23 protein-coding genes and 1 pseudogene are annotated in these 25,565 nt (G+C 57.1%); 12 read left to right on the forward strand and 12 right to left on the reverse strand.

The window, feature by feature from the left end; all coding sequences use genetic code 11:
• Window positions 1–345: 345 nt before the first annotated feature.
• The 3 genes and pseudogenes from HAV21_RS17525 to pmfR all read right to left on the reverse strand — a co-directional run.
• Window positions 346–555: pseudogene (locus HAV21_RS17525) on the reverse strand (DUF4193 domain-containing protein); the annotation flags it as partial.
• A 161-nt stretch (window positions 556–716) separates the two neighbouring features.
• Window positions 717–1,403 (reverse strand): hypothetical protein, encoded by a 687-nt coding sequence (locus HAV21_RS17530; protein WP_031217299.1) that lies wholly within the window; start codon window positions 1,401–1,403, stop codon window positions 717–719.
• 1,243 nt (window positions 1,404–2,646) lie between these two features.
• Window positions 2,647–4,059, reverse strand: a complete 1,413-nt coding sequence (gene pmfR, locus HAV21_RS17535; protein ID WP_016359436.1) for a transcciptional activator PmfR — start codon at window positions 4,057–4,059, stop codon at window positions 2,647–2,649.
• Between the two features lie 481 nt (window positions 4,060–4,540).
• On the opposite strand from pmfR, the gene HAV21_RS17540 reads away from it, so the two are divergent.
• The 5 genes from HAV21_RS17540 (at window position 4,541) to HAV21_RS17560 (ending at window position 11,602) form a co-directional block, all read left to right on the forward strand.
• The gene (locus tag HAV21_RS17540) at window positions 4,541–5,986 is read left to right on the forward strand and encodes an APC family permease (protein ID WP_225740119.1); all 1,446 of its coding nucleotides are present in this window, start codon (window positions 4,541–4,543) and stop codon (window positions 5,984–5,986) included.
• 821 nt (window positions 5,987–6,807) lie between these two features.
• Window positions 6,808–7,671 carry a formyltetrahydrofolate deformylase gene (purU, locus tag HAV21_RS17545; RefSeq protein ID WP_016359433.1) on the forward strand — a complete coding sequence of 288 codons (864 nt, stop codon included), beginning with the start codon at window positions 6,808–6,810 and terminating at the stop codon, window positions 7,669–7,671.
• A 55-nt stretch (window positions 7,672–7,726) separates the two neighbouring features.
• A complete protein-coding gene (locus HAV21_RS17550) occupies window positions 7,727–10,201 on the forward strand; it encodes an FAD-dependent oxidoreductase (RefSeq protein WP_016359432.1) in 2,475 nt (824 codons plus the stop codon).
• 96 nt (window positions 10,202–10,297) lie between these two features.
• Window positions 10,298–11,224: a bifunctional methylenetetrahydrofolate dehydrogenase/methenyltetrahydrofolate cyclohydrolase gene (locus tag HAV21_RS17555; protein WP_016359431.1), complete on the forward strand. Its 927-nt coding sequence runs from the start codon at window positions 10,298–10,300 to the stop codon at window positions 11,222–11,224.
• Between the two features lie 27 nt (window positions 11,225–11,251).
• Window positions 11,252–11,602, forward strand: coding sequence for a multidrug efflux SMR transporter (locus HAV21_RS17560; protein ID WP_016359430.1), 351 nt, complete (start codon window positions 11,252–11,254; stop codon window positions 11,600–11,602).
• A gap of 750 nt (window positions 11,603–12,352) precedes the next feature.
• On the opposite strand, the gene HAV21_RS22335 is transcribed toward HAV21_RS17560, so the two are convergent.
• The 4 genes from HAV21_RS22335 to HAV21_RS22515 all read right to left on the reverse strand — a co-directional run bounded on the left by HAV21_RS22335 (window position 12,353) and on the right by HAV21_RS22515 (window position 15,346).
• On the reverse strand, window positions 12,353–12,781 hold the full coding sequence (locus HAV21_RS22335) for a fumarylacetoacetate hydrolase family protein (RefSeq protein WP_243753355.1): 429 nt from the start codon (window positions 12,779–12,781) through the stop codon (window positions 12,353–12,355).
• 41 nt (window positions 12,782–12,822) lie between these two features.
• Window positions 12,823–13,089 (reverse strand): DUF2437 domain-containing protein, encoded by a 267-nt coding sequence (locus tag HAV21_RS22340; RefSeq protein ID WP_235521471.1) that lies wholly within the window; start codon window positions 13,087–13,089, stop codon window positions 12,823–12,825.
• Between the two features lie 41 nt (window positions 13,090–13,130).
• The gene (locus tag HAV21_RS17575; RefSeq protein ID WP_166842588.1) at window positions 13,131–14,636 is read right to left on the reverse strand and encodes an NAD-dependent succinate-semialdehyde dehydrogenase; all 1,506 of its coding nucleotides are present in this window, start codon (window positions 14,634–14,636) and stop codon (window positions 13,131–13,133) included.
• Between the two features lie 584 nt (window positions 14,637–15,220).
• Complete coding sequence (locus HAV21_RS22515) at window positions 15,221–15,346, reverse strand: hypothetical protein (protein WP_279539022.1); 126 nt, start codon at window positions 15,344–15,346, stop codon at window positions 15,221–15,223.
• Between the two features lie 216 nt (window positions 15,347–15,562).
• Here HAV21_RS22515 and HAV21_RS17580 point away from each other — a divergent pair, with 216 nt between their 5' ends.
• The 3 genes from HAV21_RS17580 to HAV21_RS17590 all read left to right on the forward strand — a co-directional run bounded on the left by HAV21_RS17580 (window position 15,563) and on the right by HAV21_RS17590 (window position 18,165).
• Complete coding sequence (locus HAV21_RS17580) at window positions 15,563–16,828, forward strand: NAD(P)/FAD-dependent oxidoreductase (RefSeq protein WP_166842589.1); 1,266 nt, start codon at window positions 15,563–15,565, stop codon at window positions 16,826–16,828.
• A complete protein-coding gene (locus tag HAV21_RS17585; protein WP_166842590.1) occupies window positions 16,825–17,169 on the forward strand; it encodes a cupin domain-containing protein in 345 nt (114 codons plus the stop codon). The genes HAV21_RS17580 and HAV21_RS17585 overlap by 4 nt, the downstream gene beginning before the upstream one ends.
• A gap of 381 nt (window positions 17,170–17,550) precedes the next feature.
• Entirely contained in the window at window positions 17,551–18,165 is a 615-nt protein-coding gene (locus HAV21_RS17590; RefSeq protein ID WP_016359423.1) for an NADPH-dependent FMN reductase, read from the forward strand.
• A 514-nt stretch (window positions 18,166–18,679) separates the two neighbouring features.
• On the opposite strand, the gene HAV21_RS17600 is transcribed toward HAV21_RS17590, so the two are convergent.
• Entirely contained in the window at window positions 18,680–18,985 is a 306-nt protein-coding gene (locus HAV21_RS17600; RefSeq protein ID WP_016359422.1) for a helix-turn-helix transcriptional regulator, read from the reverse strand.
• Between the two features lie 41 nt (window positions 18,986–19,026).
• Window positions 19,027–19,296, reverse strand: a complete 270-nt coding sequence (locus HAV21_RS22345; RefSeq protein WP_235521470.1) for a tyrosine-type recombinase/integrase — start codon at window positions 19,294–19,296, stop codon at window positions 19,027–19,029.
• On the opposite strand from HAV21_RS22345, the gene HAV21_RS22350 reads away from it, so the two are divergent.
• Window positions 19,219–19,581, forward strand: coding sequence for a hypothetical protein (locus tag HAV21_RS22350; RefSeq protein ID WP_235521500.1), 363 nt, complete (start codon window positions 19,219–19,221; stop codon window positions 19,579–19,581). The two genes, HAV21_RS22345 and HAV21_RS22350, sit on opposite strands and share 78 nt — an antisense overlap.
• A gap of 646 nt (window positions 19,582–20,227) precedes the next feature.
• Window positions 20,228–20,722 carry a hypothetical protein gene (locus HAV21_RS17610; protein WP_166842591.1) on the forward strand — a complete coding sequence of 165 codons (495 nt, stop codon included), beginning with the start codon at window positions 20,228–20,230 and terminating at the stop codon, window positions 20,720–20,722.
• Window positions 20,723–20,780: 58 nt separating this feature from the next.
• Here HAV21_RS17610 and HAV21_RS17615 read toward each other — a convergent pair whose 3' ends face one another.
• Together HAV21_RS17615 and HAV21_RS17620 are read right to left on the reverse strand one after the other, a co-directional pair.
• Window positions 20,781–21,155 (reverse strand): hypothetical protein, encoded by a 375-nt coding sequence (locus tag HAV21_RS17615; protein WP_166842592.1) that lies wholly within the window; start codon window positions 21,153–21,155, stop codon window positions 20,781–20,783.
• Window positions 21,156–21,348: 193 nt separating this feature from the next.
• Window positions 21,349–21,705: a hypothetical protein gene (locus HAV21_RS17620; protein WP_166842593.1), complete on the reverse strand. Its 357-nt coding sequence runs from the start codon at window positions 21,703–21,705 to the stop codon at window positions 21,349–21,351.
• Between the two features lie 562 nt (window positions 21,706–22,267).
• On the opposite strand from HAV21_RS17620, the gene HAV21_RS17625 reads away from it, so the two are divergent.
• The gene (locus HAV21_RS17625; RefSeq protein ID WP_166842594.1) at window positions 22,268–23,356 is read left to right on the forward strand and encodes a hypothetical protein; all 1,089 of its coding nucleotides are present in this window, start codon (window positions 22,268–22,270) and stop codon (window positions 23,354–23,356) included.
• Between the two features lie 960 nt (window positions 23,357–24,316).
• Window positions 24,317–24,454, forward strand: coding sequence for a hypothetical protein (locus HAV21_RS17630; RefSeq protein ID WP_166842595.1), 138 nt, complete (start codon window positions 24,317–24,319; stop codon window positions 24,452–24,454).
• 326 nt (window positions 24,455–24,780) lie between these two features.
• On the opposite strand, the gene HAV21_RS17635 is transcribed toward HAV21_RS17630, so the two are convergent.
• Entirely contained in the window at window positions 24,781–25,506 is a 726-nt protein-coding gene (locus HAV21_RS17635) for a DUF6338 family protein (protein ID WP_279539023.1), read from the reverse strand.
• Window positions 25,507–25,565 lie beyond the last annotated feature (59 nt).

Here is a 25,565-nt window from a genome sequence, read left to right on the forward strand (position 1 = left end):
TGGACATCAGCCATATATCGGGCAATGTGTGGCGCTACGGGACACGGTGGACGTTCCGGAAGTGGCGGCGGATGATCCAGGAGGGTGACCTCGACCGAATCTGATTCCACGAGAGCATGGGAACATGGCCCGCACGAATGGCGAGTGGTCCGCGTTAGAAAGGGCTGACTGTGACAGGTTTGGAAGCTGCGGAATGCGTTGTTTCCCATCCAGGTGGTGAAGCTTAGTCCGGGGCCGGCGCGTCGGGTTCGTGAGGTCGAGGAGACGCTGGGACTGCTGTTGCGCTGCAGCCCTGTCCACATATTTCCCAGGGTCAGCCGTCGCCCTTCGAGCAGGTGAAATGGTTCAGCCTTCGCATTCGGTGCAATACTTGTTTCCGTCCCTTTCCTTGGCGAGCTGGCTGCGGTGGTGGACAAGGAAACAGGACATAAACGTGAATTCGTCAGACTGGATCGGAATGACCTGGACCAGCAGTTCTTCGTTGGAAAGGTCAGCGCCGGGCAGTTAGAAAGCCTCGGCGAGATCGGTCTCATCGATGTCGATGACGGCCCCTTTCGGGGCGACACTGGCCACCCGTTACCGCCAACGACCATGCATCCTTCGTCCCGGCCCCGCCAATGGACTGGATCGCTGACCCGGTTGGGGATCGGCTTACGGACGAGGTTCCCCTAGGGGGCGACGTCAAGCTTGGTGTTGCTGTGTTTGGAATGGAACCGTTAGGTCCGGGGCATGAATTGGACTTGGATGTGCTTGAGCTCAGTGCGGGGAAGCACAGCGGTCACCACGCCGCCGCCTGCCAGTTGGGCTCCGATACCGTAGACGAACGGGTCCGTATCGACCTCTGCACCGGGCATATCGACTCCGTTGATGACGGTCCTGGCCTGGCTGTTGACCATCCGGCCGGTAACTGTGGGGGCGTGCTGGTCCCACGGGTTGCTGCCCGGCCAGAGCTCTTGCCGATATTGGTTCATGAGGATGTGGTTGACATGGTCAACCAACAGGCTTCGAACCGAAGAACGCTCGGATGGATCACGGTGCCAGGTGGTTCGCACGGCCTCCTCAAGTTGCGGGTAACGCAGGCGCTCCACGTACTCGATCAGCCAAGGGGGCCGCGGCCATGGCGGAACTTCCTCGATCGATCTGCGTGTCTTCTCGTTGAGGTCCGCGAGGTTTACCGGGTCTGAGTGGTCATCCGGGTTTCGCCAGAGCGTATAGGTGATGCTCGCCGTCATCTCGTTGTACCCACGATCATCTTGGCCATAGGTCACACCAACGCTGTCGGTGTCCTCCAACGATGGTTGAGGCGCGAGCCCCATCACCGGAATGGGCATCAGCTTCAGGCGCTCGGCCCATCCGGCCCGCGGGTCAGGAGCGTCTGAGGGGAGAATTCCGGCCACTCGCATACCTCGACGATGAACCACACGAGGGCGCCTGTAAATGGGAATTGGGTTTGGTACAACACCAAGCACGAACACTCCGGCATCGCCCTGTTCTCCTCAGCGCAAGTCCACGACGGCACATGGAAAAGCATTCGGAAGGAACGCGACCAAACCCTGCAACGCTACTACGACCAGTACCCGCACAGATTCCGAGACCGACCCACCACACCAGCACCGCAAACCTACGTAGGAATCAACCTTCCCGAACCAAACAAACAACCAGCCCACTGACTCCACACAGCTTGAAGGCCTGCGATATGCCCCCATCTCGCATCAGAGGCCGATGGTGCTTTCGCCAGCTTTCTCTCCACGTCCCAACGGCCCAAGATCGTACACCTGTTGCTGTGGGCCGGAGCAGCGGGCTGCCGTCACTGGTGGTAAGGCGAAGAAGGGAACATCTGAGCGGTAAAACTGTGGGAAGGGCGTCACCTCCGACGCCAAGAACGTCCGCAGCGTCCGCGACATCCACCGCGGTCAAAACCGATTCTTGTGCGGCGGCGCCGACACGTTTGACACATCGACGACCAGCGAAAAACAAGACCGCCTAATTGCACACCCTCACTTCTCGATTTCGCTTGCACAAGTAGTCCTAAGAACACCGACGGGATGAGGCGGGTTCTGGGGAAGCCATTGTCCGTGACAGCAGCACCGCTAACTTGCTTTCGTTGGCTGCTCAATCCGTTTCCGGCAAGTTGCAGAATCTGCAGGGGTGCTCTTCGCAACCAGAACCGGCAGGTTCAAGGGCAAGACGCGGGTGCTGTCCTGGGGTGAGGGTGCGTAAGCGGGGATCTAAAGTGTGCCCGTCCGGAACGGCGGCTGTCATCATGGGGTAACCTTTCTGTTCCTCGAGGCCACGCGTTGGTGGACGAGGGTGTTGAGGGACAAAGGGAGCTCGACTGCTGATACGGAAGGCTCCTATGTAAGAGCAGGGATAACCGGAGCAGGAACCGGGGCGAGTCGCGTCAGCCGATTTTGCTGCTCACAGGTGCACTCAACAACAAGCCCTGTTCTTCGACATTAGACGTTCGGGAAGCGGCAGTCATGATAGGGAAAGCCAAAAACAAGAAACCCTTTTGTCTGATTCCTTGGATCGCAAGTAGAACCTGCTCTTTGGAAGACGCCCTTCGCAGGGTGTATGAGCGGTGCCCTTGACAATGTCCGTCACTACGACAGCCTGGAACGAGGAACTCGTGAATGACGGAAGTCTTCAGTCGGATCTGTCCGAGAAGGAGGGCCAGGCTTGAAACGCAAGCCAGAAGGCAGACAGATCCGCTGACGACGCGATATCCCGCCCGGTGATCTCTTTGATCCGGGTGAGTCTATAGGACAAGGTCTGCCGGTGGATGCCAAGAGCGGCTGCCGTTTCATTCCAGCGACGGTCATTGGCAAGGAAAGCAAACAGCGTTTCACGCAGAACAGTTATTTTAGGATCCGTACCCGCGAGTCTACCTAATACCTGTTGGACTATGGCCGAGGCTTCCTTTCTAGAGCGGGTTAGTAGCGATACCGGGACCCCGGTGAAGTCCGTCCATAGACCGTTCGTCCCACCAGATGAAAAGATCTTTGCGGCTTCATCCGCAGCAGCTTTAGCATCCCGCAAGTCGAGGTAGGTTGACGATACCCCGGCCCGGACGTCGAGGCCGTGGAGCAAGTTCCGGACGTCATTTCGACTCTGCTCAGGCATCAGGATAAAAAACGAGCTGCTTCCGGGCCCGGCCAGAACTGGCAGTGACTTGATGGACGCGGCCCGGGCTACCTTTTCGCTATCTTCCAATGCCACTGCAACGAATTGATAGCCTGACGAAGTACCGCTCGGACCCAGAATGCTCCCCAACCCATCAGGGCTACGCCCTTCAAAAATGGACGCAAGCATTTGAGTCGACCGTTCGGAACGGCGGCGAAGTGACCGTAGAAGTTGGCTCAACGCGACATCTATCACCTGCAGGACATGGATTAGCAGGAAGCTGCTCACCTCTTCGCCGGGATATTCGGAAATCATGAGCCTGGAGTCGCTGTCCCCCGGGAGCGCATAGGTACGTTCCCGGACGGACGTGGGCATAAATTCTAGCGGTGCCCCTTCTACAATCGTTAGGCCGGTTTGCACATCGAAGACGCTGAGACCCGCCCTTAGAAGAGCCTGTAAGTCGTTCATCATCCGTAACGGGTCAGTACGGGCGTACGTGGACAACTGATAGAGCTTGCTCAGCTTGAGTACTTGCATGGTTTGGGTGGTTGCGGTAGCAGCGGCAACTGTTCTCCCAATTGCTGCGAAGGGAGTGGCCTGGTTCGTGAGAAGTACAGGAAAAGAACGTCTGTCTGCTTCTTCGTATAGTTCCCGAGTGAGTGGGGGGAGGCTGTTGTGATCCCCCAAGGCAACACCGGAAAGGCCGGCCTCGTCGAGTTTGACAATGAAGTTCCGTTGTTCCACGGCACTATGCGGAACACACAGGCCCACTGTCATGAGTAACTCGTGCGGACCAAGCCAGCGGTCGGGATCACTCAACTCGCAGCTGTGCGCCCATAGAACCTGCCGGTCAAGGCCGCCGGCGCCAGAAAGTACCTTCATACCCAGGCTTTGAGCGGTAACGAGGTCCCTGACCGTCAGCACTTGCTGTTCCATACGGGCATCTTAGTACTCGTGTATGAGGTAACTCTCTAGTACGCCAACACGAATATTTCGCAAACTTTGGTCTTTTGTCGAGTTTTGGCTCACGGAACGGATGCGTAAGGTGTGTCACACGCAGGCAGCCATGACCCTTAGGGAGCTTTGTAGGCACCGTGCACTGACCTGACACCGGCCACACAAGTATTCCCACAGCATCGGAGCGTGGCCGTCATTTGTGAGACCAGCTCGACACAACCCCTCCCGCTGGTATCGAACGCTGTTAGAAGGCTAAACAGCTTGAACAGCCGAAAACATTGCTGGCGAACTGGCTCGGCGAGCATACAAGACTGAATTGGTCGCAACCACAATCCGAACCCAAGTCGCCATCTGGTAGGTGCAAGGGCGCATCTTCCCAACCGACTTCTTCGACAGGTTCGAAGAAGCCGCTTAAGCGTCGTGGTCGTGTGACCGCGACTCACCTGAAAGGCGTACACCTTTGCAATCTTCTTCTTCTGATATCACAGGAACATCGGCGGACGGTGGCCAAGCACCACCTCCTCAAGATATAGCCCATGCAGATCTACAGTTGGGACACCTCACCGGCCCGCAGGTGATGGGGCTTTCAATATCTTCTTTTATTCCCGCCGTCGGTCTTTCAGCAGTCCCCGCTTTCCTCGCCGCCTACACAGGGCGTTCGTCGTGGCTGGCTATGGCTGCCTCCGTTGTGGCATTCACCATCATTGGGTTATTCGTTACTGCGTTCGCCCGACGGTTTATAGGAACTGGGTCGCTCTACTCCTATATTCGGCACGTGTTTGGCTCGTGGAGCCCGCTCGTCATCGCGGCGGCGATGGTCCCAGGTTACATCGTTGTAGTCATGGTCCTAGTCGTCTCACTGGGTCTCTATGTCGGAAGTTTCCTCATGTCCGTGGGCGTTTCTAGCGCAGCAGGACCAGAGATACAACTGGTAATTTACGTCTTAGCGGCGCTGGTAGCTATGGGGATCGCCTATCGAGGATTGGACGTATCAGTCCGTTCCAGCGTCATCCTCACGGTCGTTTCTGTGCCCGTTATGTTGGTCATTACCGTGGCAACGGCATTCGGCGGAAATGTTGACCTGGCGAGCCAGCTTAGTCTCAGCGACTTCACCTTCAACAGTTTCCTGCAAGGTCTAGCAATAGGCTCGACGTTCTTCATCGGTTTCGAAAGCAGCGCGGCCCTTGGCGCAGAAACCAGAAACCCTACCCGCGCGATTCCTCGGGCAATCATGGTGATCCCCGTCGTCCTCGGTATGGCCTTCCTTGCTGCCACAGTTATCCAGGTGCCGACTCTTGTCGATTCTGCTGACCAGCTTGCCCTTGGTGTCTCACCGAATGCGGTGCTTGCTGAAGCAGCAGGGGTAGGTTTTCTATCGAACATCAGCGACCTGGTTCTGGCTGCTGCAGTCTTTGCCAGCCTGATTGGATTCTTCAACTACGGGTCGCGAGTCGTTGTCAGCGCGGCTTCTGACGGCCTCCTGCCTTCTGCCTTAACCAAAGTCAGCAAGCGTTACAAGAGTCCGCTGGCAGCCATTGCCTTCCTTGGAGTTCCCTCGCTCGTTGGCCCCCCTGTAATGCTCTGGCTGACATCATCCACCCCCCTGGAAATTTACGGATACATTGCCACCCTGTTGGTCTACTTCTGGGTAATTCCATACTTCCTCATCTGCATCGGCGGTGCGGTGTTGCTAAATCGCCTCAGTCCGCGGAAATCGGTTCTGGTAAACATAGGCGCTGCTCTGGCGTCGGCAACTGTTCTGTGGCTCTATGTAAACGGAATCTTGTACCCAGCGCCGGGGCCCCTGAGCGCATTACCCTATGTAATGATCGGAACAGTCGCGGTGTTCCTCGTCGGCTTTGTGGCATCTGTCCGCAGCAAAAGGAGGACCTCGATTTCCGCCTAGGGCGCATTGCATGATCTCCCTAGGAGTCAAGGCGCAGGTTGCATAAACTGCACCGGCGAGTAGCGCCCGCTCCCAAATAGCGCGCAATTAGGAGGCTCCCGTCCAACCCCGGCCGGGAGCCTCCTGCTACCACAATGAACCTTCTAAAAGAGACCCACGAGGACAGTGAGCTGAAGGGAGCCATGCTTCGTTCCCCGCATCTGTCCGAACAGATGCGGGGAACATCCAACAAGGACCCATTGTGAAATTGGGAACTTCACCGGGGCTGAATCCAACGGGCCGTTGAAGGTGGGTGGTACCCGCTGAGTTTGGGCCCGGGAAGCAGCAGCACGTCGACAGGTACTGATTGAGCAAGCCATGTGACAGCGGTTGAGGGTCTAAGACCAGCACGATGTAGGCGGTCCATGAGCTTGAGGCCAGGCCTCCTTTTTGCCGAGCTGATCACCTGGGTATAGCTGCCAGCGATGCCACCTCCGGTCGCTGGCTTCATGCATTTCTTCCGGCGCTGGCGCGAAGGTGAGGGGCAGTGGCAAAACGACTCGCTCGAAGGTTTTGCGTCCCCAGCCCAGGCCACGCTCCGCTCGGCAGGCTGCAACGCAAGCCGCCCCACCACTGTGACGTATCAAAGTCGCAGTTTAGACCTTAGTACCAAAACCATGGTCTTTTCAGACAAACACCGCATGGAAGGGGCCCGTTCTGGCGCGTATGGTCAACACACGATGCAGGTGCAGCTGGCAGGCGTAGGCCTATCTATAGGCACTGCCCGAACCGTCCCTCCTCGCAAGGGCACCCCACGTACGAACCTCCCCCCTAGGAGCCCCATGGAAAACGCCCAATTCCGCCAAGTAATTCTTTCACTCAGCTGCAGAGACAGGATTGGAATCGTTCACGCTGTCTCAGGCTTCTTGGTATCCCATGGCTGCAATATTCTTGCCAGTCAGCAGTTCGACGATGCCGCGGAACGCAGATTCTTCATGCGCGTGCACATCTCCTGCCCAGCAACTGTATCCATTGGCGATCTGAAAAGCGCGTTTCTAGCGGTGGCCTCCACATACGAGATGGAGTGGACCTTGGTCGACGCCTCTGATCGACCCAAGGTTGCACTGCTGGTTTCCAAAGCCGAGCATTGCCTCAACGACCTGCTCTTCCGTTGGCGCTCAGGACAACTCAAAGTGGATTTTCCATTCATCGCCTCGAACCATGCGACTCTTCAGCCAGTTGCAGATGCCCATGGAATCCCCTTCTTTCACATTCCGGTAACGCCGGAAACCAAGCAGGAAGCAGAGGAACATCTGCTGGCTCTCCTTGCAGAACATGAAGTGGAACTGACCGTTCTAGCCCGGTATATGCAGGTCCTTAGCGACAATCTTTGCCGCGAACTTGCTGGCAAGGCCATCAATATCCACCACTCATTCCTTCCAGGGTTTAAGGGCGCCAAACCCTACCACCAAGCATTTGACCGCGGGGTGAAACTCGTTGGGGCGACAGCACACTACGTCACCGCCGAACTGGACGAAGGACCAATCATCGAACAGGAAGTTCTTCGAGTTGGACATGACTACAGTCCAGCTCAACTCGCAGTGGCAGGGCAGGATGCTGAGCGACTTGCACTGTCCCGTGCCGTTCAATGGCACGCGGAACAGCGGATCCTGCTGAACGGCCACCGCACCGTCGTCTTCAACTAAGCACAACTACCCTTGCCCAGAGTCGTACATCGACCTGAGTAGAAATGAGACCCTGATGGACAGGCTTGTCGACCGCGACATAAGCGCCAGCATGTTTACAGCTACTTCCCATGACCCGTTGCCGACCCACGTCCGTACAGTCGTGGTCGGTGGCGGCATTATCGGTGCCAGCATTGCCTACCACCTTTCAGCTGCGGGTGAGAACGACACCCTACTTTTGGAGAGCAACGTCCTGGGCAGCGGCACCTCTTGGCACGCCGCAGGCTTGGTCACTGGAGCGCGCGGGACCACGACTATGACAAAGCTGGCCAAGTACGGCTTGGACTTTTATAGCCGGCTCGAGCAGATGTCCGGGCTGGACGTCTCATTTCAGCGTTGCGGGTCCCTCAGTGTTGCGCGAACCGCCGGTCGCGTTGACGAGCTTCTTTATGCAAAGGACGTGGCCGACCAGCAGGGCGTAAGAACTGAATGGCTAACTGAGGACCGATACAAGGAATTGTGGCCTCTCGCAACCTACTCAGGGGTTGCCGGAGCGCTCCTGCTGCCTGACGATGGTCACATCAACCCGGGTCACGCAACAGTGGCTCTCGCTAAACTCGCCCATAGCCTTGGGACCCAAATACGCGAAAACGTTGCCGTACACAAGGTACTTCGTCAGGGCGATCTCGTCGTCGGCGTACTCACGGATCAAGGAATCGTGCACTGCGATCGGGTGATTTTGGCGTGCGGTTTGTGGACTCGTGATCTCGCGGCCACCGCCGGGGTGAAGGTCCCCTTGTACGCCGCCGAACACATCCACGTCCGATCTGCAGAAATTGACGGGGCTGTCCCTGAGCTGCCCGTATATAGGGATCTAGACAACAGCTACTACATCCGTCACGAGGCCGGGAGGCTCTTGGTTGGCGCATTCGAGCCTGACGGGCTTCCACGCCCCGTTGAGGAGATTCCCTCCAACGGCTTCGCCGAGTTCGGACCGGAGTGGGAACACTTCGCTCCGATCAGAGCGAAGGCCGAAGGGGTAGTGCCGGCACTTGCTTCGGCGGGATTCGACCGATTCCTGAACGCTCCCGAAAGCTTCACCCCAGACGCCAACTTTGCCGTGGGTGAAACCTCCGAACTTTCCAATCTCTTCGTGGCAGCAGGCTTCAATTCTCAGGGGATTATCTTTGCTCCCGGCATAGGTAAGGAGCTGGCGGAGTGGGTCATTTCAGGTACGCCCGGTTTTGACTCATCCGCGGTGGACGTGCAGCGCTTTTCGGGACACCAAAACAACCGAAACTATCTCAAGGCCCGAACTAAGGAGGGCCTTGGTCGACTTTATGCAATGCACTGGCCGAACTTGCAGATGGAAACTGGCCGCAACGTCCGTCGAACGCCCCTTCACGCGCGCCTCGCTGAGCTCGGGGCCTGCTTTGGTGAAGTTAACGGTGGGGAGCGGGCAAACTGGTACGGGGCCCCGGGAACCTCTCCCACCTACGACTACAGCTATGGACGCCCGAACTGGTTCGACCGTGTCGCCGAAGAACATAAAGCGGCGCGTGAGGGCGTGGTCCTTTTCGATCTGAGTCCTTTTGCAAAATTCGAAGTTGCTGGTCCTGATGCTCTTGAGGTGTGTCAGATGGCCGCAACAGCAGACATCGACGTCGAGACCGATAAAGCGGTCTATACCCTCTTCTTAAATGACCGAGCGGGGATCGAACTAGACGGAACCATCACTCGTCTTGGCCTTGACCGGTTCTTGGTCGTTACCCCGTCATTTACCCAGCAAAAGACGGCAGCATACCTCAAACGAATCGCTCGGGGTAAAGCGGCCGCGGTATTTGACTGCACGGCGGCTCTGGCCACAATCGGAGTCATGGGACCGAAAAGCCGAGAACTTCTTAGCAGGATTTCGCCGGAAGACTGGTCCGACGAAGCACAGAGATACACCCACGGACGCATGGTAGAAATTGCAGACGGCTATGCGTACAGTTTGCGCGTGAGCTTCGTAGGCGAATTGGGCTACGAGTTGTACCCAAGTGCCGACATGGCAGTCAACGTCCTGGACGCGCTGTGGGAAGCAGGGCAGGATCTTGGACTCAAATTGGCCGGATACCACGCCTTGGATTCACTGCGCAGCGAGAAGGGATTCAGGCACCTGGGTCACGACATCGGGCCCATTGACGATCCCTATTCGGCAGGCCTTCGTTTCACTATCTCGATGGACAAACCGGGAGGCTTCCTAGGCAAAGACGCCCTCCTCAAGCTCGACCCCACAGCGCCCGATCATCGAACGGTGTATGTAGCACTGGAAGACCCCGATCCGGTGTTCGTACATGACGAGACCGTATACTGTAACGGCCTTCCAGTCGGACGCATGACGAGCGGCAGCTATGGCCACACGCTGGGACGCGCAGTCGGAATTGCCGCTCTTGAACCTGATGCAGATCTCTCCGGTGACTTCGAGGTCCAGTGCAAGGGACGGCTTTACCCCGCGAAGGTCTCCCGGCGGCCGTTCTACGATCCAAAGGGCGAACGGCTCCGCGGTTAGGAGCGACATCCCCCTCGACCCCCCTTGGCCCAGATATCGCATGGTTCGGCCTCTGGACAGATGAAAGCCTCACGGGACCACTACAAAGGAAGGCCTATGGCCAAGAACGTCATGCACGAACCGAACCCGTTGGAGAACGTCGGCAACATCCTGGACGGCAGGGCAACCGCTCGTGCCGTGAAAACCGAACTCGCGGGTCGAATTGCAGCATTGAAGGACCATGGCAAGACGGTTGGCTTGGGAACGATCCTCGTTGGTGATGATCCTGCAAGCCATTCCTATGTAGCGGGGAAGCATAGAGACTGTGCGGAAGTGGGGATTGAATCCATTCGTCGGGACTTACCGTCGACAATCTCTCAGAGGGAATTAGAGAGCGTTCTTGATGAGCTGAATAAAGATGCCAGAACCACAGGCTACATAGTCCAGCTACCACTGCCCCCACATATCGACCAAAATGCTGTCTTGGAAAAAATTTCCCCTCAAAAGGATGCAGACGGACTACATCCGATCAACCTTGGAAAGCTTGCACTCAACGTTAGCGGCGACCTCACCTCTCCTCTACCCTGCACTCCAAACGCCATCGTGGAGCTCTTATCCCGACACGGGATCGCTCTCAACGGTTTGGAAGTGCTTGTCATCGGTCGAGGAGTGACAGTGGGCCGGCCCCTGGGGCTACTGCTTACACGGCGCGCTATCAACGCAACCGTCACTTCAGCGCATACCGGTTCGGCTGATCTCCCCAAGCTGCTAAAGCGCGCAGATGTTGTCGTGGCCGCTGCCGGTGTACCGGGGATCGTGCAAGGTAAACACCTGAAGCCGGGGTCAATAGTCTTAGACGTAGGAGTGTCACGGATCCTTGACGCCAGCACCGGCAAAGCCGCCCTCCAAGGAGACGTCGATGCCGACACTATGCAGGTCGCCGCCTGGATCTCACCCAACCCCGGCGGTGTTGGTCCTATGACCCGGGCGATGCTTCTTGTAAACGTCGTTGAGGCGGCCGAACGGGATCTTTCGTATGCGTAGAAACGCCCCGCCAGGACCACCCTTCGTTTGCAGACCAGGTATGGAAGGAGGGCATTAACCATCTGGCCCCTTCTTTTACTGGCGATCGCTGCGGAAGTAGCAGCTACCAGTCTGCTCCCTCAAACAAACGGATTCAGGAAACTCAAGCCGACTGTGGCAGTCGCCTGCCTATACACGGTTGCCTTCGCCCTCTTGGCTCAGATCCTCAAGTTCACCGACATCGGAATTGCTTACGCACTTTGGGCCGGCCTGGGAACTGCGTCTGTAGCAGTTATTGGCGTCCTGTTCAGAAATGAACGCTTCAGCTGGAAACATGCCATCGGACTGGCTCTTGTGGTCACGGGCGTGGTCACCCTCAACCTCCAAGCCGGTCAATGACTCAAACTCTGCCTCCCGAGTTCAGACCATGAAGGCTGATAATCGGGGGCATGAGTAGCTATGCACGACGAACTCCAGTCAGGACGGTCTTGAACTTTTGCACAGCGATTCGGCAGATCATCACAGGAGAGGCAGGAAGCGTGGCGGCTGACAAAGGTAACAGGGGGCAGAAACGTGCGCCGTTACTTCATAGACATCGCCTTCATGCTTGGTTGTATCTTGGAAGTGCCATAACCACCGAGGTGACTGGCACAGTAATTCTCGACTTTTCCGAAGGCTTTCAACTCCCGGCACAGACAACCGCGGCCATGGCACTATACGCCTTTTCCTTCTTTCTGCTAACCCGCGCGCTTAGGGCAGTACCACTAAGCGTCGCTTATGCTACGTGGTCTGGTCTAGGCACAGTAGCCGTTGCCTTTGCTGGCGCGATTATCCACGGAGAGGCAGTCACTTTGGGAAGGATAACAGCCATTACTGCAGTGATCGGGGGCATCGTTATATTGAACCTTGCCACCACGCGCCAACACTCGGCACGACGCAAAGACGTCTAAGAGGTTGGGTACAGCCGATGTTCCGCGTCTTCTCATAGCTCGGGAGAGCCGGCGCTCGGCGAACTCAAGGAAGTCGGGCTAGGTGACGAAGCACATCGGACTATCCGGGCCGCTTGAAGAACGGCGCCAAGGGTCAGATCATGGACTTGCGAAGGATTGTGCCTGACCCCTCTCGGAAGGGGTCCTTTATTTGCAGTATTTAGACGACTGTGCTGGTCAACGTACCAATTCCCTCGAGACTGATTTGTACGCAGTCTCCGGGGTTAACAGCTGCGAAGGTACCCGGCGCCCCCGTCATCACGATGTCACCAGGCTTCAGAGTCGTCCAGCGAGTGACATACACCAGGCAGTCCACGACGCTCGTGGGTAGATTGAATGTCCCGGAATTGGCCCTAACCTCGCCGTTCACTCGCACGGTGATGTTGACCTTTTCAGGATCCCTAATGTCGGTCTCAATCCAAGGTCCAAGAGGTGTGTAATTGATACCGGCTTTGGCTTGGAAGAGTTTTTCGTCGATAAGTCCTTGGTCGGCGTTCGTGACATCATTCGCGATCGTGTACCCCAGCGCATGGTCCATCGCCTCTTCCGTGGTGAGACCGGCAGCGCGTTTACGAATAACAACTGCCAACTCGCCCTCCACGTGGACTGCCCCAGCGTCCCGAGCCGTCTTTATCTGATCACCCGGTTGGCCAGGGTATGTACGGATTTGTGCCATGCCTGTACGGGAAGCGGATGCTTATTGGTAGGGCGGTTATGGCTCATTCCTATGAGGACGGACGGACGTACCGGGGCGAGTAGCTTCGCACCATCCGCCGGTGTGACTTGCCCAGTGAAGGATATGACTTCGGCAAAGGGGTCTTCCAGATGGTGCCACTCACCGTTCCGAAATACTGCATGCCGTGGGCCTGCGCTCGTTTGTATCCTAGCAAGTCGCATTATTCACTGGTTCAGACGGCATGTAAGCCCCTACCAGTCGTTCAGTTCTCGTAGGGATCGGCGATGCCGATGTATTGGGTGGTGGTGTATTCGGCGATACCTTCGGACCCGCCTTCGCGGCCTAGCCCTGATTGTTTAACGCCACCAAAGGGGGCGGCGGCGTTGGAGATGATGCCCGCGTTGAAGCCAACCATGCCAAACTCGATCTGCTCCGCCACCCGCAGGAGCCGGTTAAAGTCGCGGCTGTAAAGGTAGGCCGCGAGCCCGTATTCCGAGGCGTTAGCCAGTTTGATTGCGTCCTGTTCAGTAGTGAAGGTGGTGACAGGAGCGACGGGTCCGAAGATTTCCTGGCCGAGGATCGCCGCATTGTTGGGAACGTCGGCGAGGACGGTGGGCTGATAGAAGTAGCCTGGCCCGTCCACGGGGGCCCCGCCGGTGACAGCGACAGCGCCGGCGTCCACCGCAGCAGTGACTAGGGCATGGATGTCGTCGCGAGCACCGTTATTGATCAGCGGGCCGACCTGACTGGCAGGGTCCGTACCTCGGCCGGTGGAGAGGGCACCCATCGCGGCTGCGAACTTCCGGGTGAATTCCTGCGCCACGGATTCTTGAACGAGGAACCGGTTGGCTGCTGTGCAGGCCTCGCCCATGTTCCGCATCTTGGCCGCCATTGCCCCTTCTACAGCTTTGTCCAGGTCTGCATCTTCGAACACGACGAACGGAGCATTTCCACCCAATTCCATGGAAGTCCGCAGGACATGTCGGGAAGCGTCTGACATCAGGCGCTTGCCGACCGGAGTGGACCCTGTGAAGGAAACCTTACGCAGCCGGGAATCTTTCAGGAGTGGCCCGGATATCCCCGACGCCGAGGAGGAAGAAACGACATTGAGAACTCCTGCAGGAAGGCCGGCCTCCATCATCGTTTGGGCAAATAGCTGCGAAGTTAGCGGCGTCAGCTTTGCTGGTTTAAGAACCATCGTGCAACCAGCGGCGACCGCGGGAGCAACCTTGCGAGTAGCCATGGCCAACGGGAAATTCCACGGCGTTATCAGCAGGCAGGGACCTACGGGTTTGTGCTGGACCAGGATCTTGTTCTTACCTTCGGGGGTGGTGAGGTATCGGCCGTAGTCCCGAACAGTTTCTTCCGAGAACCAACGCAGAAACTCGGCGCCGTAGGCAACCTCGCCCCGGGCTTCAGCCAATGGCTTGCCCATCTCCAACGTCATCAAAAGCGCGAAGTCCTCCGATCGCGCTGTTACCAGGTCGAAGGCACGGCGCAAAATCTCGGCTCGCACCCGCGGAGCGGTCCGCGCCCACGAGGTCTGCGCCGCGCAAGCAGCCTCCAGAGCGGCGACGGCATCTTCGCTAGTGGCCGAAGCTAGAGTAGCGAGCACCTCCCCCGTAGCAGGATCACGCACATCAAACGTTCCGCCGTCTGATGCATCCCGCCACTGGCCGCCAACAAGCAAGCCGGTGGGCACAGACGCGAGCAGAGGGGCCTCGCGCTCTAGGGGAGCGGCGGGGAACACAGCCGATTCAACTGTCATTTGTAGTCCTCAGAAGATTGTTTTGTAAGCGACTGATTGTGGTGGGTGGGCACATTGGGGGTGAGTAAGTTTCCGCTAAGGAAAGCGCAAGACGCGGACCATGGTGAGACAAAGTTGTGACGGTAGGCGTCGCATGAGTGCCGGCGAAATTGACTCTTATGTTAGGAGCACGGAGTCCAACATTAGATATTCGGTCGACATCCAACATTGCTTCTCCAGAGATCGCGCTCCACTGTCGTCCCTGGGGATATGTCCGGCGAAAGGCGGACACTGAACGTTCTTTGGTCGTGACGCGTGACAACAATTCCATGGGTTGACGTCCGTAACGCATGCGCCATTGCCTCGGTGACCACGGCGGTGAGTCGTTCATCCACCTCGCAGCGGTGATCAACTGTGATGACCTTGCTAAATATGCCCGTGTGCTGTGGCATGCCGGTGGCTCCTTCCGAGGCGGTGCGCGAGTCTCTACCGCGCTATGTTTCAGACATAAAAGTGCTCTGTTGCTTCGAAGCGAACGCAAAGGCGGTTACGGTCTCACGTCTAAGCAGTCAGTATGAAGCGCCCCGCGGTGGTCCCAAACAGTTCTAGAGGATGATTTCTGTACTAATTCCGTACTTGAGTCCGAAAATGAACCCGGCTATGAAACCGGGAAAATCCTCCACGAGGTCAGGCTGGACGTCTCCAGCGGCCTGTCGCTTGGGGGTAAGCACATCCGGAACTTTCCCTCGCCGAGGCTTTTAGGGCAACAATCCACTCGGCCACGCGCCACCCGGCAGACACCGCAACGACTATTCAGAAGTACAAAAACGAGGACAGATTTATCATACTCGTATGATTTTGTTAGCACTCCTAGCGACCTAATCTGGGGTGGGAACAGCGTCTTCTACTGTCTTCGCCCCTGAACAAAACGAAACGGAGGTGGCTGTGTGGGCCGCATAGGAATTCTTGGTGCCGGCTTGGCTGGCCTTGCAGCTGCTACAAAACTCGCCGAAGCCGGTGAAAACGTCACGGTATTCGAAGCCCGCAACCGCCCCGGTGGTCGTGTGTGGTCCGAAACGCTTGACACACCAAAAGGCAGCTATGTGATAGAACGAGGTGCAGAATTCGTTCTAGATGGCTACACCTCCATGCGGCGGCTGCTTTCCCAGTTTGGGCTTAGCTTGGTTGACACTGGCATGAGCTATTACGTTCGGGAACCCGGCGACACGACTGGAATCACTTGTGATGACATTATCCGTACCGGACGGGAAGCACTGGAATTAGCCAGTGGCAGTGGCCTTCAGGGGACCGCCGAAGAGTTGCTTGCCAAGTTGCCCGACGAACCGGAACTGGTCGACGCCCTTCGTGCCCGAATCGAAATCTCTACGGCTGTGAGCGCATCAGAGGTCACGGCGAGATCCTTACAACATATCGCCTCGTTCGAACCCAAACCCAGCTGGCGGGTGGCTGGCGGCAATCAGCGGCTGCCCGACGCGATGGCAGCTGCACTTGGTTCTGCTGTTCGTTACGGCGAAACCGTGAGGGCGGTTGAAAACATTCGTGACGGCGGTGTTCTTGTTACCACCGACACCGACACGTCCGTTTTCGACACCGTCGTTGTTGCTCTTCCGTTGGCTGTAATCCGTGACTCGCAACTGAACCTTCCGACAACCGAGGCACGTGACGCAGCCCTAAAGCACGTTCTTCAAGGACATGCGGCAAAACTACACCTCCCATTGGAAACCCAGCCCGCCACAAGTGCTGTCATGTCCGTCGAAGGCCGCTACTGGACCTGGACAGCCACGGACGAATCCGGGGCCGTGGCCCCGGTGCTGAACGCCTTCATGGGCTCACCATCAGCCATTACCCGTGCCAGCCTTAAACAGCGCCCAGCGGAATGGGTTGCCAAAGCACGAGCACTTCGCACGGATCTCGCCATCCCACAGGACGCTGCCGCGCTGACCACTGTATGGTCCGAGGACCAACTGGCAGGTGGCGCTTACGCCGCCCATGCCCCAGGCGTAACGGCAGCGGGGACAGCTCTTTTGGAAAAGCCGGTAGGAGATGTTTTCTGGGCCGGCGAATACAGCGAACCCGAATTTGTAGGCCTAATGGAAGGAGCTATACGCAGCGGCGAGCGAGCCGCCGGACGTGTAATGCAGCGCCTTGAAACTAAGTCTGGTAACTCTGACTCTGAAAGAAGCAAAGCATGAGCACCGTACTTCACGCATCTTCCATACACTGGCCAAAACCGGTTTCGATTACTTCCGAACGAGTCATTCAGGGCACACCCGCCGCGAGTACCCACGTGCTTTTTACGGACGGCAAAACGGAGCTTGGTCTGTGGCGGGTGAGTCCTGGTGAATTTAGTACAGTCCATCAGGGATACGAGGAATTTATTAGCGTGTTAGAAGGAGAAGGTGAACTGATTCATGATGACGGCTCACGCATCACCCTCAAGCCCGGAACAGTCCTAATCCTTGAGAACGGCTGGAGCGGTCGGTGGAGTATCAAAAGCACCCTCATTAAGTCCTACGCAATAGTTCGCCTTTGAACTGAAACGGGACAAGCACCTGTGCCGTAAAAGTTTTCTACCCTTCATCGTAGCGAAAGTCGCTGTATCCATAGCTCTACAAAAGGTCTAGACGTGAACAAGCACTCGTTCCACCTGTTCCGCCCCGGGTTTTGCCATGTGCGGTCAACTAACCATGGTGCGCGCCACCTCCAAGATCGGACACCACTCGGTAACTGCACGTTCGTCGAAAAATTTAGCAAGGCTGCCCTTCCTTCTCAGGCATTGAGGACTCCCGTTGAAAATCGCAATCCCGAAGTACAGGATCTTCTTCCCTGGCTCGGCTGGCTGACCACATAAACCGGCAGCAACGCACAAGTTAGCCTGCGGCCGCCGTAAATCGGAAAAGAAAGGATTGAAACTTTGGCAGCAAAATACAGGATCGGATATTTCGTGGGGAGCTTGGCAACCGGCTCTATCAACCGGGTTCTCTCGCAAGCTTTGATAAATCTTGCACCAGAGGACCTCGAGTTCAGCGAAATTCCGATTAGGGATCTCCCGCTTTATAGCTATGACTACGACGCGGATTTCCCGCCGGAAGGCCGGGCGCTCAAGCGTGCCATTGAAGCGTCGGACGGTATTCTCTTCGTGTCTCCCGAGTACAACCGTTCCATTCCGGGTGCCCTTAAAAACGCTATCGACTGGGGCTCTCGTCCTTGGGGATCGAATTCGTTCGCCCGTAAACCCACCGGCATCATCGGGACCTCCCCGGGTAGTATCGGCACCGCCGTGATGCAGTCATCCTTCCGCAGCATCCTTAGCTTCCTAGACGCACCCCAGCTGAATTCGCCTGAAGCATACGTTCACTACGACGCGGACGTGTTTGGGGAAGGGGGCGAAGTCAAGGATGAACGCACCGCGAAATTCCTGCGCCACTACATGGACGAGTACAGCGCCTTCGTTGCCCGAGTCCTAGCAGCCAACACCGCCGGACACATCGGTGATATGGAGCCGGACAGGGAGAAGCTATCCCGCTAAAAAGGACAACGCGCCACGACAGCAAACTGTCCCTGTCGAGGACACCACACTGACGTAACTGTGATGTTGCGGTTGTAGATGGGTCTGTCTGGTCCGCGGCTGCAGAATTTGCGAAAAGTCATAGCTAGGATTGCCACCGAGCGATGGCCCTAACCTTCACGGCTGCAGATGTCGGCAAGGCTAGCAACTCAGCGAAACACCGTGGCAAGGGCAAAAAGCTGCGGAGCAAGGAAACTGCTCACGACCGTTAGTCGGCCGTTGGTCCACGCCGCCGGTGACGCTGATGTCGTCCCAGGTTAGACGTGCGATGTTTTCAGCTTGTTGTCCGAAGACGAGGATGAGGATGGCGGCGGCCCGGTCATGGCCGCAGGCGCAGACCCCGCAGGTGCGTTTTGCCTGCTGATAGCAGTAGCCGCAGACTCCGCCGTCGGGCCAACGCGCAACCGTTTGGTGGTGCTGGCCGCAGCGAACGCAGGGGACCGGCCAGCGAACGGGGTCCTCTTCTTTGCGTGGCCTACTCACCGTCTTCGGGAGCGACGAGTCGGACACGTCGTGCGATCGGGTTTCCTGGTTGGATGCCGAGGTCTTCGCTGCGTTTCGGGGCGTTCGCTGTCGCCGCGGCGCGCATCTCCACGAAAGGTTCGAAAAGGTCGTTCGGGGTGCAGCCCAGGACGTCGCAGAGCACCGCGAATGTCTTTGCCGGAATGCGCTCCGGCGTCGAGGTGACCAGCCTGTAGACCTGGCTTTCGGAGAGGTTGATGCCACGGGATTTCAGGAGCGGCATCAGTTCGGTGGTCTTCCAGAGGTTCTGCTTTGTCATCAGGGCTCGCAGGTTTCCAGCGGTAGCCAATCCGGCGCTGTTCAGGCACCTGGGTCCTCCAAGTTCGCGATGCGGCGTGCAATCATCTGCTGCACGGTTTTCTGCTTGAAGTCCGACGATACCGAGGTATAGAGGCCGGTAGTCGACGCATAGGAGTGGCCAACCTGCGTCTGCACGAAGGCCGCGTCATAACCAGCTTCGACCAGGTGCGTCACGTAGAAATGCCTCGGGCAATGCAGACCCAACTCGTGCGGCAGACCGACGGCATCCCGCGCGGCAGCGAACGCATCACCGAACGAGCCCAGGGACATCCGGGCGCCACGCTCACTGGGCCAAAGCGCCGAGGCCAGGAAATCATCGATGTCCGCGGGGCGCTATTGCCACGGAAATTCACCCGTGAACCGCTGAAAACGCTCCAGCAGCTGGCAACGCTGCTTGATGGTGTCCGTCGTGAGGCCACGGGCAAGCATCTGCGCCCGCCAGCCATCCAGCATGGCCGTAAAAACCCGTTCATCAGCACGGAACAGCCCAATGTCCGGATCCACCAGCCTCCGCGGGACAAAACCCGGAACGACACCACTCACAACGACCCTTAAACCATGGAAACATGCATTAGATGCATGAAACCGACAGTCGCAAGGACCCAAGCGCGAGTTCACGCCAGGACGCCAGCACGTCCGCATTCGACAAAAGCCTGCTTGTCCGGCGGAAACGCCAGATTCGTTGATGGACGGGAGTTCCCGCAGCTACTTCTACTCCCGTACTTTGGATGCCGATAATGGATATTATGTCGCGTTGTAGTCTGCGTATCTCATCAGATGAATCAATTCGCCGGCCCCTCATCCTGCCGGATCTACACCCCGATCGCCGGGTAGTTCCGCGGAATTTGGCCGGTCGGTTGGCCTTGAACGGAGATTCTTCTGGTGGCGTGGCGTGATGCTCTGTGCGTGGATGACGGTGTAAGAAGCACCCCTGACCTGCGGTTTTGCCTTGATGATGCATCTGATGAATCATTGATTCAAGTTTCTGGCATGTTTCTGGGGCGATTTTTGGGGCGGATGATGGCGGTCGATGCGTTCGGAACCAGTTCCGGCCCCGTTTCCGGAACCCACGCAACTTGAAAGCGCCAGCGAAGGCCGACTCGACCAATTTCGTTCTATCCACACGGGATATTCTCCAGCATGGAGACGTCCGCATTGACGAATGTATCGACGCAGTCGTGCCCTCTGCGAAACTCGTCCTATGACGCATAGAAACGATCTCCGCGTGCTTGCCATCCGGGAAGCCCTCTACGAGGAAATTGTGGGCGCCGACCTGTTGATTGCAACAGGTCTCAACGCTCTGTTGGATGGCGTAGATTCGCCATCGCTGCCGCTCCTAGCCGGTCTTACGCGACGGGAAGAAGGCGACGCGCATGATCTATTCAACGCAGTCGTAAACGAGTTGAACATTGCGCCGCCGACGCCCGCGAAGACGACGCCCGAACGCTGGAACTTGGTCAGATGGCTCTGCCAGGCGCTGGTAGACGGGGAACTAAAGCCCGACTATGCGGGTCGCCTCATCTGGTGGGAGGGGTGGGACGAACTCGGATATCCCGAATCACTCAGACCACTCGTCGGCCAAGTGAGCGAGTGGGACGATTGGACACCATCTTGGACCATTGACCGACACCAAATCGGTCAACTGATTGTCGAAGAAGCAAAGAAGCTCCTCAACGGGCCCTGGCCGCCGAAGTAGCCGAACGGTTCACCACATCCAATCCGCAGGGACGCCACTAAGAGCTAAGAGGGCGGCTCTATTCTCCCGCTTTTGTCAGGAACTCGTAGACATCACTGACTTCTCCCGCGCCGACCATGATCGGCGCTCCCCTGACCACGCCACGATTGTAGGTCGTCACATAGTAGAGATTGCGGAGCGATGAAGGGCCGAAGATCGCGAGAACCATACCTTCTCCACGCTGATCCTGCTGGCCGACCTCGGCGCGGTACATGATCCCGTTATGAACGTAGTCAAGGCGCTGGATGCGCCGCGCAGGAACAGTCTCCCCATGGAGGTTTTTCGAGGTTCCGATATAGATAGCCTCGGCCGCCTCAGGGGCCTCGGTCCCCGGAATGAAGAAAGTCCGAGGTATGAAGGGGCTGTTCAGGAAAGCTTCATCTTGGCGCGTCATAAGGAAACTGTAGGCTGTCACCGGCTTTGCTGCCCTCCGGCAAAAGCATCCGGGCTTCCGCAATACCAGATAGATGCCCACATCGATGATCTCTGTTGCGGACCTGCGGCAAGGGCCGGGTCCGAGCTTCGGCACTCCCCTGTACTGGGAGGTTTCTGGCTAGACGCAAAGGCGTGAAGATTCAAGCGGTCCTTTAGTAGTAAAGAAGATGGTTCCACTTGATGTTCTGAAACACGCAGTCACTAGGCGCAGCTATGGGAACCGGACCGTAGGGTGGTCCCGTCAACGTGTCTACTGCTGCGGCCATCGTTTCCGGTGCCCATGCCCCATCCTTCCAAAGGAAATGGTCATAGTGCCAGAACCCGTTGAGATCGTATAGGCCCACGAATGAATGCTGGCCGTGGTTGTGGTTCATCTGCGTCACGTGAATGCGCAGCCCCTGCGTGCCTGATCCTGGTTGTTCTTCTAGCTGCACTGTCGCGTTCGGAAGCGTTTCAAGGTCAGCGCAAAGGTTTTTGAATACCTTGCGCCATACCAATCTAGGAGTCATTCTTGCTCCTCTCATCTTTGGTTGGCGGGCGCGGTACTTTAAACAACTGGTCCGATCCTATGTCTCCCCTGGGCTTTGAAACGTACACTTCTGCGGCCTCGTCCTTCTCTGCACTATGCCCCTGTGTGGCAGTTGATGTTCCGCGTACGAGTATCAGCGTTGAAGGAAAAGACCATAGCCGCCATGAGCGACGCCTGGAGGTCATGTTGGATAGCCTGTGACCTAACGCATGGAGGCAAGGTGGGATCGGATGTTTGAGTTTGCTGGGCTCAGAGGAACCGACGTGGCTTCATTGGGATTGGGCTTCTCCTTTCTTTGTTGCTGCATACTTTTACGGCTTCAGTTCAGACGAAGAATGCCAGATATTAGTCTTCTGCATCACCTCCTGCTGACCCTCTTGGTGGCCATCGTGTCTCTGGCCTCACTGGCGGCAACGTGGTTGGTGGTCTATAGGACACCCCCCTTTGAAGCGGGCATTCGGTCTGGGCTATGGATGTCAGGATTAATTTGTCTGGTTTCCCTTGTGGCTTGGCTATTTTTTGGATTCGTCATCCGACGCAACATGGACAACAAGGCAGACCCGAGGTCGTTCTTCAAAGTCACGTCCTCTGTCGTCTTCCTAGTGACATGCATTGGATTAGCCGCTGTTCTTATCCAAGATGGAACCCGACATCCCAACCCAAACAGAAGCGGTCCTGTAGTCAGCATCTTCACCGATGGCGCCACTTCAGTGGAAGCGGAGGCAAACATCTCCGATTTCACTGATGAGGACCGATTTTCACCCACGAATTTCATCGCAAACTTAAAGAACACAAAACCTACACCTGCAGACAACCCCTATGCTCGTGTCCAGTGGGGTCTCCGCCTGACAGGTACACCAAATGCAACAGCACGTTTCGCTTTCATGGCCACACCAGGGGCCATAGACGACGACCCTGCCATCGTCGGCGCGTCCCAGTCAGTTACGAAGCTACTCACTGAGAACGATGTCATAAGGGGTGGAACCCGGGGGACGACCACATCTACCCAGTGCAAATTCGAAGAAGCATTGCCCGGCCGTTACCCGAAAGGTTCGGTGCTAGTTACTGGTTATGTTCAGTTGGACGCAGAAGGCAAGGGCACAGTCGGAGTTACCAAGCGGGAACACCGTTCATGGGCCGAGGCTGGCGGGAGCATCAATACTATCCGTCTTCCAAAGGTGTATATCTCAGGTTCGGGCGCCTGTCTGAGCGGAACGGGTGATCTAGAGGGCACTTGGCAAGGCGCGACGGAACGAAGTGTAGGCATGAGCTTGAGCGTGAGCGAACTTGAGTTCGCCAAGGTAGAAGTCTTTCCGACTCCAACGCTGAAGAATCAAACAGAGGCTTGGAACAAGGGCCTCACTTGGAGAGTGTCCGAGAAATCAGCCTGGAACACTCTTACGTTCACGCCCTACTACACGATTGAAAGCCCCGGCACTAAGGATCGAGCCACCTTCACCCTCTTTGTGGCGGCCGTCCTTCTGGGTGCAGCGATTACCGTTCTCTTCGAGATGATCCGCGACATCCCAGCCCGCAGGAGGCCCAGCAGCGGCAATGAAGGGGTAAGGCCGCCGAAAAGTAATAGGTTCAGTAGCCGTCCTCCACTCAGACATTCGTATCGACGGAGGTAAGGCGTCCAAACATATTCAGGCAGACTTACTTCCTCGATGGGTCTAGACGGACGCCATCGGAACGAGCTTCGCATGTATGTGAACGTACTTTTCCGCAGACAGTATGTTCGCGCAGGAAGCGCCTCGACGGGCCGTAGCCACCCAAGTAGCTGAACGGCCCTCTTCAAAACGAGGAATACGCCCATCTTCAATCCGCAGGGACGCCACTAGTGGAGACGCACGGCAGCGTCTCGACAGCTACCTTGGCCCGCTCCATCCTGCGGAACATTCGACGGGCCGACGAAGCCGCCCTGAGCGAACGCGGGCCGATCATTCCATACCAGAGCCACGTTCCGCCTCTGCGACACGCCGGGATCTCGGCCGACACGCTGGAGATTAAATGTGGCTAAGTAGTCCACAGGGTGTGGATTTCATCCCTCACTCTGGCGGAATCACGGACATTTTGAGAACGCTCGCCTGTGGACGAGCGGTGGATTGAATGACATGCTTGTAATACATCATCTAGGGGTCCGGTCGAGGGCCTTGCACTACATGTAGTATCGATGATTGAAGACCAACCATCCGGTGGTCTAACGACGAAGCGCACGTTCGACTGAACCTCGAACATGCGCTTCAAAATAAAATAGGGATCGACGCCTCGCAATCAAATTGGTTGCGTCAAAGGCCCAAGATAATGTGTTTTGTCGTTTCGTTCTTCCAAGGGGGAACGTCAGAACAGACTACGAGCGGTTAGAACAAACGTCAACATTGACAACGTTCCGTGTCTTGTGCCCCGGTGGTCCCGGAAAGGAGTAGCCGCAATGGCTACACGCGTAGTACGAATCCGCATCAAGCGGACGATCCGTATCCGCCCGACGCAGCGCTAGAACGCTGGGTCGAACATGAGGCCGGCGCTGCGATAGCTCGCATCGAAGCGCCGGACCCTCACCTTTTCATTCAAACCACGTAAGGACGACAACAATGGCTAAAAACAGCCGTCAGACCAGCAGCAAAGCTGCCTCCGCCGCAAGCCAGGTATTGCGGAATCCCCGTTCCGCCGCAGCTGCTAAAACAGCAGCGGCAAGCGCGCTCTCCCAAAAGGGCAAGGGCAAGAAGTGAGCGCTCAGGAAGGTCTTCACGAGGACGATGACCAGATCTTTTCCTGGGGTTCGCCCGGCTTCCCAAGGCCTTTCGTGAAGCGCTATAGAGCATCCACAAACACATGGGACGCAGAAGGTTAGGTTCTTGGCCTAACAGACAGCACCCCCGGTTTCAACTGATGGAAGGACCGACCAACCGCATCGGTCCTTCCATCAGCCTTTACGCGCTTCTGCAAAGGACATCAGATTTCTCGAGCAGAACATTCGCGACGGGTCACCTTTCGGCCGTAGGGTTCTGCGGGCCGGTGAGGGTTCAAGCGGCCCTCCTACCGCTGACAGTTCAGCCTAGCGGGGCAAGGTGTCCGTCAGGTCTTTGGTCGTAGGTGCGGGCTCTTCGTAACCCACGGTGAGGTAATCCACCTCTGGCGCCTGGATAACGACAGTTCCATGCGGTTCAAGGCGATGCACATTCTCACTGTCAGCCATCCGGTACCAGATCTCGCCGGTAAGCGTGAAGGCTCTGTCAGGTGTTTCGTCGCCGTTTCTGCTGAACGATTTCAAAGCACCTTGAACCCAAGCGCCGCTCTTCAGCTGCACTCCCACGATCACTCTGTGGCCAGGCATCATCTCAAACGCCGTGTTCCAGGCCGATTGACCGCGCTCTATGGTGTCCGGCTCTTTCTTCCTCATCTTCAACCATTTAGCCCGGCATCCCTTCAGAAGACGCGAGGCGGTTTTGCTTCCGAAGAAGGCACCAAACGATACCGCCAGTGCAAGATCCAGGAGGGTGACGCCAAAAAACAGCTGGGCGTCCTGCCGAAAGAGCACTCCCGGGTCAATGAAGAATTGACGTAGCGTGCTTCGGGCTGGCTCGAAAAAGAAGGCCGCTACGTAGTGAAGGATGAAAACCGCCACGAGTGACGCCGCGCTGGCTATGACCACCGCCGCCGTCTCACGAAAGGCGGAACGCTTGACGACCGAGCCGTGGCCCTCATACCGCCAGATAAACGCGATTCCGGGCAGCAAAAGGCATACGTAGAGCAACGCAGCTATGGGCTCCGTGGGCACCATGACTCCTTAACGAGTGTCCCGGCCGCGATAATGGGGGTAATACACAACGACAAGGAGAA

The organism is Paenarthrobacter sp. MSM-2-10-13 (assembly GCF_011605365.1).
Lineage (GTDB): Bacteria > Actinomycetota > Actinomycetes > Actinomycetales > Micrococcaceae > Arthrobacter.

What these genes read in the sequence shown, in the direction of transcription:
- HAV21_RS17550 (WP_016359432.1), top strand. Translation starts at nt 7,727, where the DNA reads ATGGACAGGCTTGTCGACCGCGACATAAGCGCCAGCATGTTTACAGCT.
- HAV21_RS17600 (WP_016359422.1), bottom strand. Translation starts at nt 18,985, where the DNA reads ATGACAAAGCAGAACCTCTGGAAGACCACCGAACTGATGCCGCTCCTG.
- HAV21_RS17625 (WP_166842594.1), top strand. Translation starts at nt 22,268, where the DNA reads ATGGACAACAAGGCAGACCCGAGGTCGTTCTTCAAAGTCACGTCCTCT.
- HAV21_RS17620 (WP_166842593.1), bottom strand. Translation starts at nt 21,705, where the DNA reads ATGACTCCTAGATTGGTATGGCGCAAGGTATTCAAAAACCTTTGCGCT.
- purU (WP_016359433.1), top strand. Translation starts at nt 6,808, where the DNA reads ATGGAAAACGCCCAATTCCGCCAAGTAATTCTTTCACTCAGCTGCAGA.
- HAV21_RS17555 (WP_016359431.1), top strand. Translation starts at nt 10,298, where the DNA reads ATGGCCAAGAACGTCATGCACGAACCGAACCCGTTGGAGAACGTCGGC.
- HAV21_RS17630 (WP_166842595.1), top strand. Translation starts at nt 24,317, where the DNA reads ATGGCTAAAAACAGCCGTCAGACCAGCAGCAAAGCTGCCTCCGCCGCA.
- HAV21_RS22350 (WP_235521500.1), top strand. Translation starts at nt 19,219, where the DNA reads ATGCAGACCCAACTCGTGCGGCAGACCGACGGCATCCCGCGCGGCAGC.
- HAV21_RS17610 (WP_166842591.1), top strand. Translation starts at nt 20,228, where the DNA reads ATGACGCATAGAAACGATCTCCGCGTGCTTGCCATCCGGGAAGCCCTC.
- HAV21_RS22340 (WP_235521471.1), bottom strand. Translation starts at nt 13,089, where the DNA reads ATGCGACTTGCTAGGATACAAACGAGCGCAGGCCCACGGCATGCAGTA.
- HAV21_RS17575 (WP_166842588.1), bottom strand. Translation starts at nt 14,636, where the DNA reads ATGACAGTTGAATCGGCTGTGTTCCCCGCCGCTCCCCTAGAGCGCGAG.
- HAV21_RS17615 (WP_166842592.1), bottom strand. Translation starts at nt 21,155, where the DNA reads ATGACGCGCCAAGATGAAGCTTTCCTGAACAGCCCCTTCATACCTCGG.
- HAV21_RS17585 (WP_166842590.1), top strand. Translation starts at nt 16,825, where the DNA reads ATGAGCACCGTACTTCACGCATCTTCCATACACTGGCCAAAACCGGTT.
- pmfR (WP_016359436.1), bottom strand. Translation starts at nt 4,059, where the DNA reads ATGGAACAGCAAGTGCTGACGGTCAGGGACCTCGTTACCGCTCAAAGC.
- HAV21_RS17530 (WP_031217299.1), bottom strand. Translation starts at nt 1,403, where the DNA reads ATGCGAGTGGCCGGAATTCTCCCCTCAGACGCTCCTGACCCGCGGGCC.
- HAV21_RS22345 (WP_235521470.1), bottom strand. Translation starts at nt 19,296, where the DNA reads ATGTCCCTGGGCTCGTTCGGTGATGCGTTCGCTGCCGCGCGGGATGCC.
- HAV21_RS17635 (WP_279539023.1), bottom strand. Translation starts at nt 25,506, where the DNA reads ATGGTGCCCACGGAGCCCATAGCTGCGTTGCTCTACGTATGCCTTTTG.